Here is a 19,748-nt window from a genome sequence, read left to right on the forward strand (position 1 = left end):
AGGGTAAATGCTTTTTTAATTGTTTATAGGTTATATTTAAGAATATGAAAGAAAACTACTTTTTAGCCAAATGGTTAGCTAATGAAATTACAGACGAAGAGCTTAAAAAAAATATAAGCACGGAAGAGTTTATCACTTATAAAAAAATTAAAACGACTTCTGAAAACTTAATTGCACCTAAATTTAATGCAGAAAATATATTAAGCACCATACAAGAAAATAAACGAAAACAAAAGGTTTTAAAACTGCGTTTTAATTATTTCTATAAAATAGCAGCAATGCTAGCGATTATTATTACTTCATTTTATTTTATTTCTTCTAAAAACACGGTTTACACTACTAAATATGCTGAAAAAACTAGTTTTGAATTACCAGATGAATCTAAAGTTGATTTAAATGCTGATTCTAAAATTACGTTTAAAGAAAAAAATTGGAATACTCATAGAAATTTAAAATTAAAAGGAGAAGCTTTTTTTAGCGTAAAAAAAGGATCAAAATTTACAGTAAATACTAAATTAGGTTCCGTAAGCGTTTTAGGTACTAAGTTTAATGTAATTGCAAGAGACGATTATTTTCAAGTTACGTGTTACAGAGGTTTGGTTAGTGTTAGCTATAAAAACAAAACTGTAAAAGTTCCAGCAGGAACTTCATTTAAAACAGCTAAAAATTATACCGCACAAACTTTTGAAATTAATGATAAATTACCTTCTTGGATCCAAGATTTTAGTTCATTTAAAAGTATGCCGTATCATTTTGTAATTGAAGAATTACAACGACAATACAAAATAAAAATAGTGTATAATCATAAATATTCAAAGACATTATTTACGGGTAATTTTACACATACCAACTTAAAAACAGCATTAAAATCAATTACAGTACCTTTAAATTTAACTTTTAAAACTATTGGTGAGCATAAGGTTTCTTTTATTGAAAATAAAAATTAACAAATCGTTATTTTTATTATTTTTAGGTTGTTTTCTAGTTACTAATTTATTGTTTTCTCAAAACTTATTAGAAAAAGAAACACAGCCTTTTTCTATATTGCTTAAAAATGCTGAAAATCAATTTCAAATTAAATTTTCATATGTAGATAAAGATATTAAAACCATTACTATTTTATCTTATGATAAAAGTTTAACCTTAACCAAGGTAATTCAATATTTTAAGAACAATACTCCGCTAAATTTTACTATTTTAAACGATAAAAATATATTAATTAGTAAGCCCATTTTAAAAAACTCTATTTGCGGTTACTTAATAGATGTTAATACTAAAAAACAAATAGAAGGAGCTCATATTAGTATTTTAAACACTAATATTCACGTAATTTCAAGTGTTAACGGTTATTTTTTTATTGAAAATGTAGCTGAAAATTCGGTATTAGAAATAAGACATATTTCTTATCCAGCTATTTTTTTAAATGCTAATGATTTTTTAATCCAAAAAAAATGCCTTGCTGTTTCGCTAACTCAAAAAATACAACAACTACCTGAAATTATAATAAGTAACTTTTTAACTTCAGGAATTTCCCTAAAAACCGATAATTCTTTTCATATAAATTTACCAGAATCAGGAATTTTACCCGGCTTAATTGAGCCTGATGTTTTACAAAAAATAAAAGTTATTCCTGGTGTTAGTAGTGTTAATGAAACGGTTTCTAACATAAATATTAGAGGCGGAACAACCGATGAGAATTTGTTACTTTGGGATGGAATTAAAATGTACCATTCCGGTCATTTTTTTGGACTAATCTCAACTTTTAATCCTTATTTAACTAAAAGCGTAACGGTTATTAAAAACGGAACAAGTGCACAGTATAATGACGGAGTTTCAGGTACCATTAAAATTGAATCTTTAGATAAAGTAAATAAAACTATTTTTGCAGGTGCAGGATTTAATCTACTTAGTGCTGATGCTTATGCTTATATTCCTATTTCAAAAAAAATTGGATTTCAATTTTCAGGAAGGCGATCAATTACAGATTGGCTAAAAACACCAACGTTTACACAATATTTTAATAAAGCATTTCAAGATTCAAAAATTACATCAAATACCTCTTCAGAAGAAAATGTAACCCAAAATTCAAACTTTAACTTTTTTGATTATAGTTTTAAGTTTTTGTATAATTTTAATAAAAATCACCATATTAGAATTAACTTTTTAAGGATAGAAAATAGTTTAGATTATAAAGAATTGTTATCTAATGAAACAAACTTCAGCTCAAAAACAAGCAACCTAGAACAAGAAAATATGGTATTTGGATTTCAACTAAAAAGCAAGTGGAGTTCTAAATTTAATACTTTTTTACAGGCGTATTATACTAAATACACAAATAAAGCTTCCAATTTTTCATTATTAACTGACCAGCGATTATTACAAAATAACATTGTGCTAGAAACGGGTATTAAACTTAACACTAATTATCAAATTAATAAAAACCTATCGGTTTTATCGGGTTACCATTTTTATGAATTAGGAGTTACAAATTCTGATGATGTAAATTTACCTTTATTTATTAGAACCATTAAAGATGTAATTAGAAACCACTCTTTATATTCACAAGTAAAATTTCATTCAAATAACTATAAAACCTTTATTAACGGAGGAATACGTTTAAATTATATAAATAAATTTAAGTTGTTTTTAGCTGAACCTAGAGTTCAAATTTTGCAAAAGTTAACTCCTCAATTATCCTTAAAACTAGGAGGAGAGTTTAAAAGCCAAAACATTACTCAGGTAGTAGATTTACAGGAAGATTTTTTAGGCGTTGCAAAAAGCAGGTGGACTTTAGCTGATAACAACACTGTTCCAATAATTAAAAGTAAACAAGCTTCTTTTGGGTTTAATTATAAAGCAAACCATTTGTTTATTGATTTGGAAGGTTTTATTAAAAAAGCAACAGGCATTACTTCATCTAACCAAGGATTTCAAAATCAATTTCAATTTGTGAAAACAAATGGAAATTACAATGTTAAAGGAATTGAATTTTTAATTAATAAAAAAATAAATAATAGTAGTTTGTGGTTAAGTTATACTTTTAATGATAATCAATATACCTTCAAAAATTTAACTCCAAATTCATTTCCAAACAATTTAGATATTAGACATAATATTTCATTTGGTAGTACTTATACCTATAAAAAATTAAATATTGCATTTGGAGTTCATTGGCGAACAGGAAAACCATATACCGTTCCAACAGAAACTAATCCTGTTATAATTAATGGAATTTCAAATTCCATTAATTATAGTTTACCTAATAATAAAAATTTAAAAAACTATCTTCGAGCCGATTTTTCAAGCACATATTCTTTTAAATTCAATAATAAAGTTAATGGATTTGTAGGGGCTTCTTTGCTAAATATTTTTAATACTAAAAATATACTTAATACTTATTATAGAGCAAATTCTAACGCTACTATTACTCAAGTAAATAACAGTTCTATTGGAATTACTCCAAATTTTACTTTTAGAATTAGCATGTAATTTTTTAAATTTAATTTACTGTAAATCAATAAGTTATTTATATAGATTTCATTTATTATAAAATATTTAATTTATTAGGTAGGGTATTTATTCTTAAAGATGTTAAGTAAATAGATATAACCTCTAAAGACATTTTTAATTATGAAAACAAAAAAAATTACCCCAATGATTATTGCTATTTTTTTAATAGCACTTACTATTTCTTGTTCAAAAGATAATTCTACTCTAACTAATGTTGCATCCGCTGGCAATGTAGATTTAAAAGCAAAAGCAACAATTACAAACACAGCCCCTAAAAATAGTTCATCTGCAAAAGGATTATTTAATAACCTTAACATTACTAGTCTTAAAATCAATATTAAAAATATTGAATTTGGAGTTAATGAAAACGAAGGAGAGCACATGAATCCAAATGATAGTATTTATCATGATTTAGAATTAGATGGTCCCTTTTTATTAGACCTTGCCTCAGGTAATACCACTATAGATATTGCAAATGTTCAAATACCTAATAACATATATAATAAAGTTCAGTTTGAATTAAATAAAAACATGAATCCTAATAGTACTATATTTGGGAAATCAATTGAAATTAAAGGAGATATTAATGGTATTCCTTTTATTTTTTGGACAGATGCAGAAGAAGAAATGAAAGTTAACTTTTCAGCTGCAAACACAAATATTGTTGTAAACGGAACAACAACAACTACTACTATTAATTTTGATTTAAGTGCTATTTTTGGAGCTGCTTCAACAATCGATTTTTCACTAGCTGTTGATGGGAATGCAGACGGTATAATTGAAATTTCACCTGATAATGTTGATGGAAATGCAGATTTAGCTGACTTAATTAAAAATTTATTTGAAGAAGGCACTGACCTTGAAAATGACTAATATTTATTAATCTTGAATTTAATTTAAAGCCTATGATTTTCTCATAGGCTTTTTATATATATTACCATTAAACGTTTAAAAGGATACATCTCTTAAATTTAAGTAAAAAAAAGAGCTACAAACCCCTGTAGCTCTTAACTGTGACTCCACCAGAGTTTATTTCATTTCTAGGTTTACACCTATTTTATTGACTTTCGTGCGTTTTTATTGTCCTCATGATTGAGGTTAATTTTAACCGAGTGGACATAAATGGACTCAAAAGGACTAGAATGGACACATAAATGGACACATTTTTAGGCTAAAAAAACTCTGAATCATAACTTTAAGAATATTAAATTTTAAAAAGTTATACAATGAAAACAAAATTTTATTTACGTAAAAGTAGCAAAAAAACAACTATTTATTTTGAATTTAGAAATGGAACTAAAAATAAATTAAGAGTATCAACAGGATTTTCAATTAATAATGAAAAAGAATGGAAACCTATTAATCAAAGAATAAAATTACCCTCATCAACTATTAATGCAAAAATAATCAACAGTAAGTTATCCGATATGGAATCCGAACTTAATAAATTGTATGTTAAAATGGAAATGGAAGATATTAATATTGAATTAATAACTAAAATATTCAATAAAATATTTGGTAAAAAAAATTTAATCAAGGCTAAATTTCAAAACAAGAATATTGAATCAAATGAGTATAATGGTAAGTCATTAAACAATGTGTTAAACTATTATGATTATTATGTTGAAAAATATCAAAAAGTACCTTTGCCATCAACTAAGAAATTGCTAAAAAAAGTCTCAACAAAGGCTTATAAAAGTTCTAAAAAAAAATTAGAATTATTTCTTTCTTCTAAAAAAATTTATAATTTCACTTTTAACGATATAAATGAAAGTTTTTATGAAAGTTTTATTGATTATTTATATACATGTGATTTTTCAATTAATTATATTGGCACAATAATTAAAAGGTTGAAATCGGTTATGAAATCATCTTTTGATAAAGAAATTCATTCTAATATCGCCTATCTTAAACCATATTTTGTCGCACAATTTGAAATTATAAATCACCCATATCTGAATACTTCTGAAATAGATAAAATAATAAATCTTAAAATTAATGACGAAGATGATGAAAATATTAGAAACATATTTGCAATTCAATGTTTAACAGGTTATCGAATTGAAGATTTATTAAATCAACTTAAAAACCCTGATATTACAACTGAAGGGGACAAAAGATTTTTTCATACAATACAATTAAAAACTCAAAATGAAGTATATATTCCTATAACATCGAAGATTTTAAAAATCATTTCAGAAAACAAAGGGAAATTGCCTAAATATGTTCATCAAAATATTATTAATAAAAGAATCAAAGAAATATGCAAAGAAGCTGGAATAACAAAAAAATATTCAATCACTAGAACTTATGGAAGGGAGCGTAAAATAATTACTCTTCCAAAATATAAGTTTGTTGCAACTCATACAGCAAGAAGGTCATTTTGTACTAATGCTTATATGGCTGGTGTCAGAGTCCACCATATTATGAGTATATCGGGACATAAAACCGAAAAGGTATTTTTAAATTATGTGAAAGTTGAAAAACGTTTTGAAGCAATAAAAATCGCTGAACATCCTTATTTTAAATAATTTACTTTAAATCATCTTGAAAACTTATTTATTATAATAAAAGTCAACATCAAACTATAATTTAAGTTTAAAGACTGATAAAAATTTGTAATAATAAGTTTAAAAGCTTAATTTTGCAATTAAATTTTAAGTTTATAAACTTATGAAAAATACAAAACAACAATTAATATTAGAAACACTAGATAAAAAATTACTGTCTTTTCAGTCGTTAAAAGATATTGCTGTACCTCCAAAAGGTTGGGTACACACTTTAAGAACGGCATTAAAAATGTCGTTACGACAATTAAGCTCTAAAATGGGTATTACACCACAGAGTTTAAAAGATATGGAAAGTAGAGAAGTTACAGGAACAATTACCTTAAAAACGTTAAGAGATATTGCTAGTGCTATGGATATGCAATTAGTTTACGGTTTTGTATCTAAACATTATACATTGGAAGAAATGATACATAATAAAGCAAAATTATTAGCAACTGAAATTGTTTTGCGAACAAATAATACAATGGTATTGGAAGAACAACAAAATTCTGAACAGCGTATAAAAAAGGCTATTAATCAAAAAACAGAAGAGATTATGAATGAATTACCAAAATATCTATGGGACTAACAATTAAGTATATCGATGGGCAAACTCCACTTAATGAAGAAGAGCAAGAAGGTTTAAAAATTGCTGTTATAACTACTCGTGAAGAATTAGACGAATTTGAACAGTTAAATATTGAAAAAGCTATACATTGGACTATTGGGAAAAAAATAAAACCCGAACAGTTATTTTCAGAAAAATTTATAAAAGACTTGCATAAAAAAATGTATGGAGATGTATGGAAATGGGCAGGAGAATTTAGAACCTCTGAAAAAAATATTGGTGTTAAAAGTTACTTAATAGCTACACAATTAAAACAACTGTTAGATGATGCTTCATTTTGGGTTAAGAATAACACATATAATGCCGAAGAGTTAGCAATACGCTTTAAGCATCGTTTAGTAAGCATTCACTGTTTTGCAAACGGAAACGGTAGGCATTCTCGTTTAATGGCAGATTTAATTATGGAAAAAATATACCATAAAAACTTTTTTTCGTGGGGTGGTACTAATTTAGTGAAAGCTACAAAAACAAGAGAAAATTACATTAAGGCTATTAAAAAGGCAGATAAACAAGATATAAGCCAACTAATAGCCTTTGCAAAATCATAAGTGTTCTTTTTCATTCAATCATTTCTTTTAATTTAAAAGACTGTTTTTCTATTTCATCAATAAAGCTATCAATTTCATTTGTTGACAAACCTGAAACAGAAAATTTAATTGATTTATTTTCTGTTGAATTTATATAAACAACTTTTTCTTTATTAAAGGTGTACATCAAATAGAATATAACTGATAACGCTAATGGAAGTTGAAAAGGTAAGTTTAGCTTTAAAGCTATAAATATACTTGCAAAAGAAATTATTGCAAAGTGCAAATACTTAATATTTTCATAGTATGTTACATTTATTATAGAGATTTTATCTAACATTACAGAGGTATAAGCATAATTGCTTGAATAAAATCGCACTCTATAATTAGTCAGTTTAATTGATTTATTTTTTAATTCTTTAATTAAATTTTCTCCTTTTAAAGCTTCCATTTTTTATTGTTTTATAAAACTACTTAATAATTAATTTTTTAGTACTAGAACCTGACTCGTTATAAAATTTCAAATAATAAATTCCTTCACTTAAATACGAGGCATTAATGTTATTTATTCCTTTTTTTAATAAAAAAGATTTTAAAACTTGTTTTCCTAATACATCAAATAATTGCACCGTTACTTTTTCATTAAACTCTGATTGAATTGTAAATATTCCAGACGTTGGATTAGGAAATAATTTAATATTCTCATTGATATTTAAATCATTTACTCCTAATGTAATTGAATTATAACTAGCTTTCCAACCATTACTTCTTAAAGATTCATCAGAGAGAAACAATACAAACATACTTCCTCCAGTAGAAGTCACGGGTGATGGAATAGTTGTCCCAGTAAATGTTCCTAAAACAGGAGATGTATCATCAACACCGTCATAAACTATTACCCCATCATAATCTAATTCAGTATCAAATTCAGAAAATGACAAAGTAATTGAATTTGCACTCGTTGGCTGAATTAACCAAGAGTAATAAGAGTTATTAGAATACATATCAACATCACTTCCATCTGAAAAAGCACCATTTATTGCCGTTAAATTTGTAGTTGAGCCATTGCAGTAAGTAGCTTCTGTTGATATGTAGTTTGCAGACCAACCTTGATAAGTGTCTGAAATATCAGAGTAAAAACGTACAAACATACTACCTCCAGATGAAGTTATATTTGGAGGGATATTACTACCTGTAAATCTACCCAATAAAGTTGCATTTTCTGAAGTTCCATCATAAATTTCAACTGCATCATAAATAGTATTACCATCAGTTGTAGCATTCTCAAGTTCAAAACCCGTAAATCTTAAAGTAACACTAGTTGCTTGTGGAGGTTGTATCAACCAAGAACAATTACTATTATTACAATAATTATTTGTCCCGCTTCCATCTGAAATTGTACCATAATCAGAAGTATTTAGAATTGTTACATCTGAGCAATAGGTAGAACCTGTAGAAGTGTAATTTGCTAAAAAACCTTGCCCAGTTGTTGAAAAATCTGAAATAAAAACAACTGTCATAACCCCAGTAGTTGAGGTAACTGAACTTGGTAAAGTTGAACCAGATAAAGTCGCTATTTGATGCGTACCTGTTAAATCATCATAAATTACTAAACCATCATAATCTAATTCTGTGTCTAATTCAGATAAAGATAAAGTGACTGTATTTGCACAAGGAGGAGCTATAAACCAATAACACATTTGATTATTTCCATAATTTAAAACACCCGAACCGTCACTAAATGAACCCGTTGGTGTAGATAAAATAGTACCCCCATTACAAGTAGGTGCATTGCTTATTGTAGTATAATTAGCTGACCAACCATTAGCATTAATAGATGTGTCAGAAATAAATTTAATATACATAGCACCAACTCCCGAAGAAGTACTTATTGTGGGGGGCAAAGTGTTACCCCACCAAGTTGCTAAAATTGGATATGTGTCATTTGGTCCATCATAAACTGTAACAACATCATTATTAGGTTCTGTGTCAAAGGCACTAAATGTCAAACTAATTTGAGTTGCACCCTTTGGTGCTATTAACCAAGAACAATTTCTATTATCATTGTAGTTTGCTAAACCACTTCCATCCGTAATTGTACCACTTGTGGCAGTTAAATTTGTAGTACCACTACAATAATTGTTTGGGTCATTTCCAATGCCAACTGCATACCAAGCCTGCCTAACGGATGTATATTGTGTTGAAGGATTACCATATAAATCTTCTGCGGATTGTAATGAACCGTAATAAGCATCCATATAAGTAGCATTTGGAGTTAAATAAGTTACTAAATTTCTATATGCTATTTGTCTGGCATTTGCAATTCCAATTCCTGTTACTGAATAAGTATTGCTAATATCATTTGTCCCAGAACCACCTTGACTCAATAAATAAAACCAGAAATTTTGTACACCACTATTTGTATGTACGCCGCCGTGGTCATTGGTTGTGTCAGCAGTATTTACCCAATAAGTACCATTGTATGTGTCAGGTTGTTGTGAAATACCAGTTGGATTATTAGGGTTTGACATTGAGCGAAGATTGGAAGTAGAAACCATAACATCTTCTCCAATAGTCCAATCTGGATTTACGCCTGAATAAAATTCTATACAAGTGCCAAAAATATCTGCAAATGATTCGTTTAAACCACCTGACTCTCCTTGATAAGTTAAACCTCCATTTCCATTATTATTTATTACCATATGAGAAAATTCATGTCCTTCAACATCAATTCCAACAAGAGGTTTCATATAAGTACCATCCCCCATACCATAAACCATTAGATTATAAGGAGAAGGAGCTGCGAACGCATTATTTGGCAAACCAGCTGTTGAACCAAAGACTGATTGAACAACTGAAGGTGGAGGATTAAGATACTGTCTAATGATACTACCACTGCCATCATAACTATTTCTGCTAAAGATATTTAAATAAAAATCATACGTTTCTTCCATACCCCAATGAACATCTAAGGCAGGATTTCCAAGAACAGAAATTAAATATGTGCCATTATTACCACTGCCTGACCAACTTTGTGTGCCGCTTGATGTTGCGATAGCGTAAGAACCCCCAAAATCATCCGAATTAACAGCATCATAATCCCAAATTTCTGCTGTATAGGGTGGATTGGTTAATAGAATATTTAAATTACTGAATGTAACAGATGGGTTTGTATTATTAAAATAATTAGATGTATAAACTGTTTGATTAGAACCATCTTTAATTTTAATGTATAAATCAGGAGTTACATCTGCAAAAACAGTGTACCACCAACTTTGAGCAATGTTTGAAATTGTAAAAGATGATAGTCGAGAAACACCATTCCAAGAAGTTGAAGCATTTGTAAAGTCTGTTGAACCAGTAAATCCAGCAGTTGTTAATCCTGTTGCATTTGTAGCGTTGTAAGTTTCAATATTTCTACCACTTTCTCTTAAACGGTAACCTCCTGAGTAACTGTCGAAAGTAATGTTTTGAGTGCCACTATAAAGCGTTTGTGCAGTTCCTGATGTGTCTGCATTAGCAATAAGATTTATTTTGTTAATTACTTTTCCTGTTTTTGTGTCAATAAATAGGTTGCACATTTCAAAAGGAGTATAAGAATCAATTCTTACTTTATAAGCTAATCGTGTATCAACCCCGTTTTTTGTAAGTATTTGTGTAATTACAGTTTTAACAGGATAGTCTGTTATTAATTTGGTAACTTTTAGATAATTCTTGGCTATATTTTTAGCTTCTGTTTTAGAAATATTAATCTGGGGGTCAAAATCTTTAAACTTAGCAAGAATACCATTTATTGAGTTTGTAATTCCGTTTTTTGAATGTGTCATAATTAGATTACCATCAATTGCATAACCTTTATAAAACTGTTGGTAATTGGTATGAGTAAAACCTAATTTATCTGTTTTGGTATTAATTTTTTGAAATGTATGATTTGAATTTAGTTCAAATAGTGTGTTAAAATTACTTGAAATAGATTTATTTGATTGATTTCCTTTTTTTAGTTTAATAAAAAAAGAGCCATTCTTTATTTTATTTTTTGGTTTTTGTTGATTCGATTTATTACTACTGGGAGTAATAAAAGTTGTTGTGTTTTTTACAGGTTTATTTTGAAATGGATTAACAAAATTCTGTAAAGATTGTTGTTTAATTTGTCCAAATGATAATGTACTTATTAATACAAATACAATTAGTAGAATTGATTTCGTGTAATTTTTTTTCATAATTTTTTTTATAAAAATTGATTAAAGATTTATTTAAAACTTGCCAAAAGCAACGACCTCAACAATTACTTTTAATCCTTTAAATTTATTATTATTCTTTATACCAATCCAAAAATCATCCCCCAAAACCTTACTTGTTTCAAAAAAATCTGAAGTGTTGTTTTTGGTGAAATTTTTATAAACCATAAAATTATTATTCCCAGTTTGTAGAAAATTAGCAATATTAGATTCAGGGATTATATAAAAATCAATTTGTTCATTTGCTCTATTAAATAATTCTAAATCTTTATTTTTAATTTGATTAACAAGTTTTTCATTTTCTCTTAACCTAAATGAATCGTTTAACTCTAAAACTGTAATTCTATAATACCAAATTGAAGTGTTTTTCGGTAAATTTAAAGAAATACCTTTTCTTGTTTCCCCTCCTTTGAACCTTGCGTTACTTACTGAGTTCACTTCTAAAGTTTCATTAATAACTTCTCTAAAACTGTAAGAACTTTCTTTTTTAGTATTTAATAATTTGTATAATTTAGTAATACTTTCTTTTAAATCATCATTTTGAGAATATACGTTTGGAATGCTAAAACAAAGTACAAAAGTTAATATAATTAGGTTTTTCATAATGTAAAAATTTATAGGTTAAATAAATATCTATTGTTTTTTCTTTTGCTTTGTCAAGCAAAATATATAAAGGCTTTTTTTATTAGTTTTATATATATTAAAATCTTTGGCTACTGTTTTCATTTGTATTGTTATATAATCTATGGTTTTAGTAAAATTAGAAGTGATATGTTCTAAAGAGTAAATGGTAATCTAAGCTCATTATCAGAAATATTAAAACAAGAAAAAATTGTAAGCATTAATGCTAAAAACAGGGGTTTAAAGAAGGTTTTCATAAGAAATTTTTTCCTCTTGTCCCGAAGAGGTTTAGTTTTTTGTAAAACTAAAAACGTGGGACAGTTGCCATTACTCGTAACCGTAGGAGTCGAAGCCCAAACCACAAAGTAAAGCAACGCCCACGCCAAAACGTGAGCGTTATGCTTAAACTTCCCTGTGGTGTTGAAATTTCGACTTTTCGGTTACAGGATTTTTAGCAAACGCTATTAGTTAGAATTTTATATTCTATTTCAAAAGTAGTAAATATTTAGAATTTATCGAGTTAATGGTTTAATTTTAATATTATTTATAATGATGCTAAATAATAATTTTTAATCAGCTTTTCAATGAAAGTTTATTATTTTATTTAATAATAATTATTTTTAAAAATAATTTAGTCTAATAATACAGATTCTACGGCAGCATACTTTATTGGATTATCTGGGTTATCAACTTCGAGGCTAATTGCATATCTAAAATAGAAATCTTTTCCATTTCTCTCTACTAAATAAACAGGGATGCCATTTTCCATAGCAGTATTACATTCTTTATAAGAGCCTTTGCCAATATAGCCTTCAATATTTGACACAAAAACAATATCAGCTTTCCTAACAATAGACAGGTAATCTTCATTATTTGTCAGTTTCCCAATATGGTTGTTAGGGCAGATAACTGTCCCTTTAAATTTTTTATTTATTGCTTTAAGAAACGCCTTTTCTTCTTCTGTATTATATATTCTTTTACTATGAGAATAGTAACCAAAGTTGCCTTTTAATTTTTTCATTATATTATATTTTTTAATTTATTATTTATTTTTTTAATTTTAGAAACTGTATTTGGGTGTAGCCCAATAATTTTTGCTACTTCGCTTTGCTTATAGCCTTCCTCTAATAATTTCACTGCTTTTTTATTTTTCTTCTTGTTTAAGAAAGTTAATCCACTTTCAGAGGTTCCTTTTCTTCTACCATCATAAACTCCTTTTGCTTTTGCAATAGCAATACCTTCTAACTGCCGTTCCCTAATTAAGTTTCGCTCCATTTCAGCAACAACTCCTAAAATCGAAATAATCATTTTAGATATTGCATTTTCTTTACTATCTTCATCAAGTGTTTTTAATCCTTGTTGAAGAAAATTGATATTAACTTTCTTTTGATTAAATATTGCTATTGTATTAAGTATATCAATTAGATTTCTACCCAGTCTATCAATTTGATGAACATTTAATGAAGTGATTGAATTATTATTTAAAAGTTTTAAAATTTTCTTTCCACCATCTCTCTCAAAAAAAGGAATAGTTCCTGAACATTTATCTTCAATTATTAAATTGTAATCTTTTTTATGAAGAAGTTGTCTGTCATTGTTTTGAATCAATGTTGAAACTCTTGTATATAATATGTCCATTTTATCTTATTTTTAGATTAGTACTTTGTTTACCCTATTATTGTGATGAAACTTGTATTAATTGTTCAATTAAGGGTCTTAAATCTAATTTCATTTAGCTCTAATTTTAAGTACACTCTAATTTTGGTTATGAAATGAGTTTTTTAACAACTGATAGTTAGAATTGGTAAAAGCCAATATTTTAAAAATATAACCAAATAGATAAATACCACCCATAACTACAACACCAACTTTAATAAGTTTAAATGTTTTGGACTTTAAAGCCTCATCTATTAATTCTTCTTTATTTTTAAAAATTAAATTACTTGTTTTCATCTTTCTTGTTTTTAGTATTTTCAATAAAATAAAATGCACTAATTATGATTACAATTAATATAATTGAACTTGTTAGTAGTTTATTTTCATTTTTTAAATTAGATATAGTTTGTTCTTGGTTTAGAACATTTAAACTACTTGGTATTAATACCTCTTTATTTAATTCTATATTTGTCATTGTTTCATAATTTTAATAGTATTATTATCTAATTTGAAAAAAGCATAATTATAAATACCATAGATTGTTGTATTACCTTCTTTCATTATATGAGTCAAAATACTAAAGTCAAAACCTTTCCCTTTTAAGAACTCATTATTTAAAATTAATTCTTGTCTATCCTCTAATAATTCAACTATTATTTTATAGTTTTTTAATAACCTTTTGTTAATAGATTTAACTATTTTTTGAAGTTTTCTATTTTTAATATTATTAAATGTAATTCTATTATAAGCAGTTGCATAAATTTGGTTATTCCTTTTTGGAATAAAAGTTTCACCACTAAAAGGACATTTTTTCTTTGTTTTATCCATTTTTAATTATTTTAAATTCTTTTTATTTGTTTTAATTTAAATTTTTGTATTTGTTATTAAAGGAATTTTCTACTTTTCCCATATACTCTCTTACGTTTACCTATATAGTATATCTCTTTCTTTAATAGGTAATTCATTAATCTTGGTTTATTAGTTACCATTGCTGAGTGAATCCTAGTTCCCTTAAATTTCAGTTTAAATTCTTTTGGTAATTTCTTACCTTTTATATTTATCTTTTCAATAGCTAGTACAAGATGAAAATGCATACCACCATATTCTCCTCTATCAACTAACCATACATATCCTAGTACAGTAATACCTATCTTTTTTAACTGTCTTTTAAGTTTAAATAATATATTGCTTATGTGTTTTGTAGAATTAAAATCTACTCCTATTTCTATCATTGTATATTTTGAGTTAGATATGTATTTTTTTAAAAAAGAAGTAATTAATTTGTTTCTTTTATACTTCATTATCTGAACATCATTTATAATAAACCGTTGCCCATTTATTTTATTAATGAAAGTTTTTTCACGATTAGGGTTTCTAGTAGAATTGATGTAATTACTTGCTTTAAGTCGTTTAGACATCTTGGAGAAGTCTTTACAGTATAAAAAATCGGTCATAGTTATAAGAATTTAGGTTTTGTAGCGTTAATATTTTCTTCAGTAAGAGAATCAGCATAAATAAGTACACTTCGCCCATTTTTAAATGCCTTTATTCTACCATCTCTAATTAATCTGTCAATTTTTTTTGTTGAGCATCTTAGTATTAATCCTGCTTCGGTGCGTGTACAATAATTTAATGTTTCCATTTCATCTACGTTTGAATTCAAAATTAGATAGAAGTCTTAATTTAGGGCATAAAAAAATCGTCCATAAGGAATGAAAAAATTCAAATCATTTTGGACGATTTTTATTTGGAAATAATATTAATTTTATTTAAAGTCGGAAAAAAAAGTCTTTACTTCTTTGGTAAGTGCAGTATTTGCTTCTTTGGTATCACTATAAGCCTTGCCCTCAATAGCAGTAATAATTTCAACATAAACTGGTTTAAACAATTTATTACGTTGATTAGAAATTACACCTTTATTAATGATGAATATTCTTTTTAGCAATTTTTTAAAAGTACTTCTTATTTTTTTTTGAGTATGTTCCTGAATACTTTCTATTTTTTCAAGAATATCTCCAATATCCTTAGTATTGAAAGATTTATAGAAGTATTTAGTATATTCTAATTTGAATTCAAAATTTGATATTTCTGATGGACTAATTTCGTCCAATTCTTTGGAATATTTCATAAAATCTCTAAAATCCTTATTGAAATCGAGAAACAAATTTGCTTTAGGATTATCAGAGTAACTAACTATAGAATAAAGTTTTAGAAAAAATGATTTATATAAAAGTAGATAAATACTAGAATAAAAATCTTTTTTATTAAATACAGCAATTTCATTAATTCTATTTAAAGAAATTTCCAATATCTGAAAGTCAACCTTAAATTGATTTAATAAATTAACAAATGACATTTTATCTCTTATAAAAGGAGAACTAATATCAGCTTTCTTTAACTTTAGAGTAGACTGTATTAAAATTGGAAAAAAAATTGAAAAAACAGGAAGAAGTTCATAACCTTTCTTTTCATTAATTAGATTCACAAAGCCTTGATTGATAGTAAAATCATTAGACATATCAAAGAAATTAAGCGTTGAGAGTTTGTGTTCTTGTAAATCTTCTATTGACCCCATTTTAATAAAGTCATGAATAAAAAAATAAACTATTGGAAATTTCAAGCCATTTTTATACATTAGAAATTAAATTAAAGTGGACACAAATTGGACACACGAAGGTATAAAAAAATCTCAAACCCTTATATAATAAAGGCTAGAGATTTATATGGTGACTCCACCAGGACTCGAACCTGGATCTAAAGTTTAGGAAACTTCTATTCTATCCCTTGAACTATGGAGCCTAATCAAAAAAAGCCACACCATAGTGTAGCTTTTAATAGGTTGCTCCTCCTCTTGGGCTCGAACCAAGGACCCTCTGATTAACAGTCAGATGCTCTAACCAACTGAGCTAAGGAGGAATTTAATTTCTCAATTGCGAGTGCAAATATACAAGGTTTTATACTTTTTGCAAGACTTTTTTTAAAAAAATAAATCTTTTTAATTTATTAAATTCACCTTTACTATTTAAAAGTAAGATTCCTTTTATAAAATTATAAAAAATAAAACACTAATAGTAACAATATCAGATATTAAACTTCCTAATTTACACAATTCATAAAAAAATGTAAATATCTACTTTTAAAAATGTACATATTCCTAAAAATTGTATTTTTACCGCCTATAATAGATACTACTAACTAAAATTATGGATAAATTTTCATTCTTAAATACTGTTCATACAGGATTTATTGCTGATTTATATGATCAGTATTTACTGAATCCTGATGCTGTTGAACCTAGTTGGAAAAGTTTTTTTCAAGGCTATGATTTTGCCAATGAAAATTACGCTAACACTTCTTCTGAAAAAAACTATGAACTTCCTGAAAATGTATTAAAAGAATTTAAAGTAATCGATCTTATAAACGGATACCGATCAAGAGGTCATTTATTTACTAAAACAAATCCGGTTCGTGAACGCAGAAAATATGAGCCAACACTAGCAATTGAAAATTTCGGGTTATCAAAAAACGATTTGAATACCGTTTTTGATGCTGGTGAATTAATTGGAACAGGAAAAGCTACTCTTAAAGAAATAATCGCTCATCTTGAAGCCATTTATTGTGATGCTATTGGGGTTGAGTATATGTATATTAGAAATCCTGAAGAAATTAAATGGATTCAAAAAAAATTATTTTACAATCACGCTGTACATAAATATTCAACCGAATCTAAAAAATATATTCTTAAAAAACTAACACAAGCCGTTACTTTTGAAAGTTTTTTACAAACAAAATATGTTGGTCAAAAAAGGTTTTCATTAGAAGGTGGCGAAACCATAATCCCTGCAATAAGTGCCGTTATCAGAAATGCAGTGGAACAATATGATGTAGAAGAATTTGTTTTAGGTATGGCTCATCGCGGTCGATTAAATACCTTATCCAATATTTTTAGAAAACCAATGCATGAGCTTTTTAGTGAATTTGAAGGAAAAGATTTTGAGGAAAAAGAATTTGATGGTGATGTTAAATATCATTTAGGCTTAACTACCACCAAAACGCTAAAAAACAACAAAGAACTGAAGATGAATTTAGTTCCAAATCCTTCTCATTTAGAAACTGTTGGACCAGTTGCTGAAGGTATTTCAAGAGCTAAAATCGATTTGGAATATAATGGAAATAATTCAAAACTGCTTCCTATTATTGTGCACGGAGATGCCGCAATTGCTGGTCAAGGAGTGGTTTATGAAGTTATTCAAATGAGTAAATTAAATGGCTATTCCACGGGTGGAACCATTCATATTGTAATTAATAATCAAATTGGTTTTACCACCAATTATTTAGATGCGCGTTCCAGCACTTATTGTACCGATGTTGCAAAAGTTACCCTTTCTCCTGTACTTCACGTTAATGCGGATGATGTAGAAGCCGTAGTCCAAGCCATTGAATTAGCGCTAGATTTTAGAATGAAATTTAAACGCGATATTTTTATTGACTTACTTGGTTACAGAAAATACGGACATAATGAAGGTGATGAACCTCGTTTTACGCAACCTAAATTATATAAAGCAATTGCCAAGCATTCAAATCCTAGAGATATTTATGCTCAAAAATTAATGGAAGAAGGCGTTATTGATGCCAACTATTTAACAAATTCCATTGCAGAGTATAAAGATTTTTTAGAAACAGAATTTAAAGAAGCTAAAAAATCTAAAACTTCTAAAGTTCGTGAATTTATGCATGATACTTGGAAAGATTTTACAAGAAAAGGTTTACAAGAAATGTTGCTTGCTGAAAACACTACTTATCCTACCAATAAATTAAAAGAAATTGCTGCAGTTATTTCCACAGTTCCTGAAAATGTAAAATTTTTAAGAAAAGCTGAACGAATTTTACGAGACCGAAACAAAATGGTTTTTGAATCTAATAAAATGGATTGGGGAATGGCAGAAACCTTGGCGTATGGAAGTTTATTAGAAGAAGGTTTTAATATTCGCATATCAGGGCAAGATGTTGAACGCGGAACTTTTAGTCATCGCCACGCTATTCTACGAGACGAAATTTCAGAAGAACGCATAAATTTGTTAAATACCATTCCTAATAATAGAGGTAAAATGAATATTTACAATTCATTATTATCAGAATATGCTGTACTTGGTTTTGACTATGGCTACGCTATGGCAAATCCAAATACCTTAACTATTTGGGAAGCTCAATTTGGAGATTTTAGTAACGGTGCTCAAATTATATTTGATCAATATATATCAGCTGCCGAAGATAAGTGGAAACTTCAAAACGGAATTGTATTATTGCTTCCTCACGGATATGAAGGTCAAGGGTCAGAACATTCTTCAGCTAGAATAGAACGCTATTTACAACTTTGTGCAGTAGATAATATGACGATGGCAAATTGTACCACTCCAGCTAACTTTTATCATTTATTACGTCGTCAAATGAAACGTAATTTTAGGAAACCTTTAATTGTTTTTACACCTAAAAGTTTGCTCCGTCATCCATTAGCAACTTCTACCATTGAAGAATTATCCGATGGTAATTTTCAAGAAGTAATAGATGATACTATCAAAAAAGAAAATATTACGAAACTGGTATTTTGTAGCGGAAAATTTTATTATGATTTATTAGCTGAACGTACAAAATTAGAAAGAAATGATATCGCTTTGGTGAGAATTGAACAATTATTTCCGTTACATATAAATAAATTACAAGAAATAATTGATAAATATATAAAGGTGAAAAGTTATATTTGGGCACAAGAAGAACCAGAAAATATGGGAGCTTGGAGTTATTTATTACAACGATTTAGATTGGTGAATTTAGAAGTTGCATCTCAACCGTTTTATGCAGTGCCAGCCGCAGGTTCATCGGCACGATTTAAAAGAAGGCATCAACGTATTCTTGATAAAGTATTTAAAAACTAATTAAAATAATTGATAAAATATTAAAATAAGTTTTCGTCAACCTGAACTTGTTTCAGGTTCACATACAACTAGCAATCAAAACTATG

The 19,748-nt window shown here is 27.6% G+C and carries 18 protein-coding genes and 2 tRNA genes; 7 read left to right on the forward strand and 13 right to left on the reverse strand.

Annotation, left to right across the window (positions count from 1 at the left end; all coding sequences use genetic code 11):
- Window positions 1-44: 44 nt before the first annotated feature.
- The 6 genes from L3J60_RS00470 (at window position 45) to L3J60_RS00495 (ending at window position 7,235) form a co-directional block, all read left to right on the forward strand.
- Complete coding sequence (locus L3J60_RS00470) at window positions 45-947, forward strand: FecR family protein (RefSeq protein ID WP_291973273.1); 903 nt, start codon at window positions 45-47, stop codon at window positions 945-947.
- A complete protein-coding gene (locus L3J60_RS00475; protein WP_291973275.1) occupies window positions 931-3,489 on the forward strand; it encodes a TonB-dependent receptor plug domain-containing protein in 2,559 nt (852 codons plus the stop codon). Before L3J60_RS00470 ends, L3J60_RS00475 begins: the two co-directional genes overlap by 17 nt.
- A 141-nt stretch (window positions 3,490-3,630) precedes the next feature.
- The gene (locus tag L3J60_RS00480; protein WP_291973277.1) at window positions 3,631-4,383 is read left to right on the forward strand and encodes a hypothetical protein; all 753 of its coding nucleotides are present in this window, start codon (window positions 3,631-3,633) and stop codon (window positions 4,381-4,383) included.
- Window positions 4,384-4,736: 353 nt separating this feature from the next.
- Window positions 4,737-6,041: a tyrosine-type recombinase/integrase gene (locus tag L3J60_RS00485; protein WP_291973280.1), complete on the forward strand. Its 1,305-nt coding sequence runs from the start codon at window positions 4,737-4,739 to the stop codon at window positions 6,039-6,041.
- Window positions 6,042-6,183: 142 nt separating this feature from the next.
- Window positions 6,184-6,648, forward strand: a complete 465-nt coding sequence (locus tag L3J60_RS00490) for a mobile mystery protein A (RefSeq protein WP_291973281.1) — start codon at window positions 6,184-6,186, stop codon at window positions 6,646-6,648.
- Window positions 6,639-7,235, forward strand: a complete 597-nt coding sequence (locus L3J60_RS00495) for a mobile mystery protein B (protein WP_291973283.1) — start codon at window positions 6,639-6,641, stop codon at window positions 7,233-7,235. The genes L3J60_RS00490 and L3J60_RS00495 overlap by 10 nt, the downstream gene beginning before the upstream one ends.
- 10 nt (window positions 7,236-7,245) lie before the next feature.
- Here the strand turns inward: L3J60_RS00495 and L3J60_RS00500 are convergent, their stop codons facing one another.
- The 13 genes from L3J60_RS00500 to L3J60_RS00560 all read right to left on the reverse strand — a co-directional run bounded on the left by L3J60_RS00500 (window position 7,246) and on the right by L3J60_RS00560 (window position 16,645).
- Entirely contained in the window at window positions 7,246-7,665 is a 420-nt protein-coding gene (locus tag L3J60_RS00500) for a hypothetical protein (protein WP_291973285.1), read from the reverse strand.
- A gap of 19 nt (window positions 7,666-7,684) precedes the next feature.
- Window positions 7,685-11,434 (reverse strand): CUB domain-containing protein, encoded by a 3,750-nt coding sequence (locus tag L3J60_RS00505; protein WP_291973287.1) that lies wholly within the window; start codon window positions 11,432-11,434, stop codon window positions 7,685-7,687.
- A 33-nt stretch (window positions 11,435-11,467) separates the two neighbouring features.
- Window positions 11,468-12,055: a hypothetical protein gene (locus L3J60_RS00510; RefSeq protein ID WP_291973289.1), complete on the reverse strand. Its 588-nt coding sequence runs from the start codon at window positions 12,053-12,055 to the stop codon at window positions 11,468-11,470.
- Window positions 12,056-12,704: 649 nt separating this feature from the next.
- Entirely contained in the window at window positions 12,705-13,094 is a 390-nt protein-coding gene (locus tag L3J60_RS00515) for a hypothetical protein (RefSeq protein ID WP_291973291.1), read from the reverse strand.
- Entirely contained in the window at window positions 13,094-13,711 is a 618-nt protein-coding gene (locus L3J60_RS00520) for a recombinase family protein (RefSeq protein ID WP_291973293.1), read from the reverse strand. The genes L3J60_RS00515 and L3J60_RS00520 overlap by 1 nt, the downstream gene beginning before the upstream one ends.
- A gap of 117 nt (window positions 13,712-13,828) precedes the next feature.
- On the reverse strand, window positions 13,829-14,026 hold the full coding sequence (locus L3J60_RS00525) for a hypothetical protein (protein ID WP_291973295.1): 198 nt from the start codon (window positions 14,024-14,026) through the stop codon (window positions 13,829-13,831).
- Window positions 14,013-14,204, reverse strand: a complete 192-nt coding sequence (locus L3J60_RS00530) for a hypothetical protein (protein WP_291973297.1) — start codon at window positions 14,202-14,204, stop codon at window positions 14,013-14,015. Before L3J60_RS00530 ends, L3J60_RS00525 begins: the two co-directional genes overlap by 14 nt.
- Window positions 14,201-14,557, reverse strand: a complete 357-nt coding sequence (locus L3J60_RS00535) for a hypothetical protein (protein ID WP_291973299.1) — start codon at window positions 14,555-14,557, stop codon at window positions 14,201-14,203. Before L3J60_RS00535 ends, L3J60_RS00530 begins: the two co-directional genes overlap by 4 nt.
- 56 nt (window positions 14,558-14,613) lie before the next feature.
- Entirely contained in the window at window positions 14,614-15,147 is a 534-nt protein-coding gene (locus L3J60_RS00540; RefSeq protein ID WP_291973301.1) for a hypothetical protein, read from the reverse strand.
- A 38-nt stretch (window positions 15,148-15,185) separates the two neighbouring features.
- Entirely contained in the window at window positions 15,186-15,371 is a 186-nt protein-coding gene (locus tag L3J60_RS00545) for a helix-turn-helix domain-containing protein (protein WP_291973303.1), read from the reverse strand.
- A 123-nt stretch (window positions 15,372-15,494) separates the two neighbouring features.
- Entirely contained in the window at window positions 15,495-16,304 is an 810-nt protein-coding gene (locus L3J60_RS00550) for a hypothetical protein (RefSeq protein WP_291973305.1), read from the reverse strand.
- Window positions 16,305-16,453: 149 nt separating this feature from the next.
- Window positions 16,454-16,528: transfer RNA gene (locus tag L3J60_RS00555), tRNA-Arg, on the reverse strand.
- 43 nt (window positions 16,529-16,571) lie between these two features.
- A tRNA-Asn gene (locus tag L3J60_RS00560) sits at window positions 16,572-16,645 on the reverse strand.
- 287 nt (window positions 16,646-16,932) lie between these two features.
- On the opposite strand from L3J60_RS00560, the gene L3J60_RS00565 reads away from it, so the two are divergent.
- On the forward strand, window positions 16,933-19,662 hold the full coding sequence (locus L3J60_RS00565) for a 2-oxoglutarate dehydrogenase E1 component (protein ID WP_291973307.1): 2,730 nt from the start codon (window positions 16,933-16,935) through the stop codon (window positions 19,660-19,662).
- Window positions 19,663-19,748 lie beyond the last annotated feature (86 nt).

It is taken from the genome of Lutibacter sp. (assembly GCF_021647475.1).
In the GTDB taxonomy this organism is placed as follows: Bacteria; Bacteroidota; Bacteroidia; order Flavobacteriales; family Flavobacteriaceae; genus Lutibacter.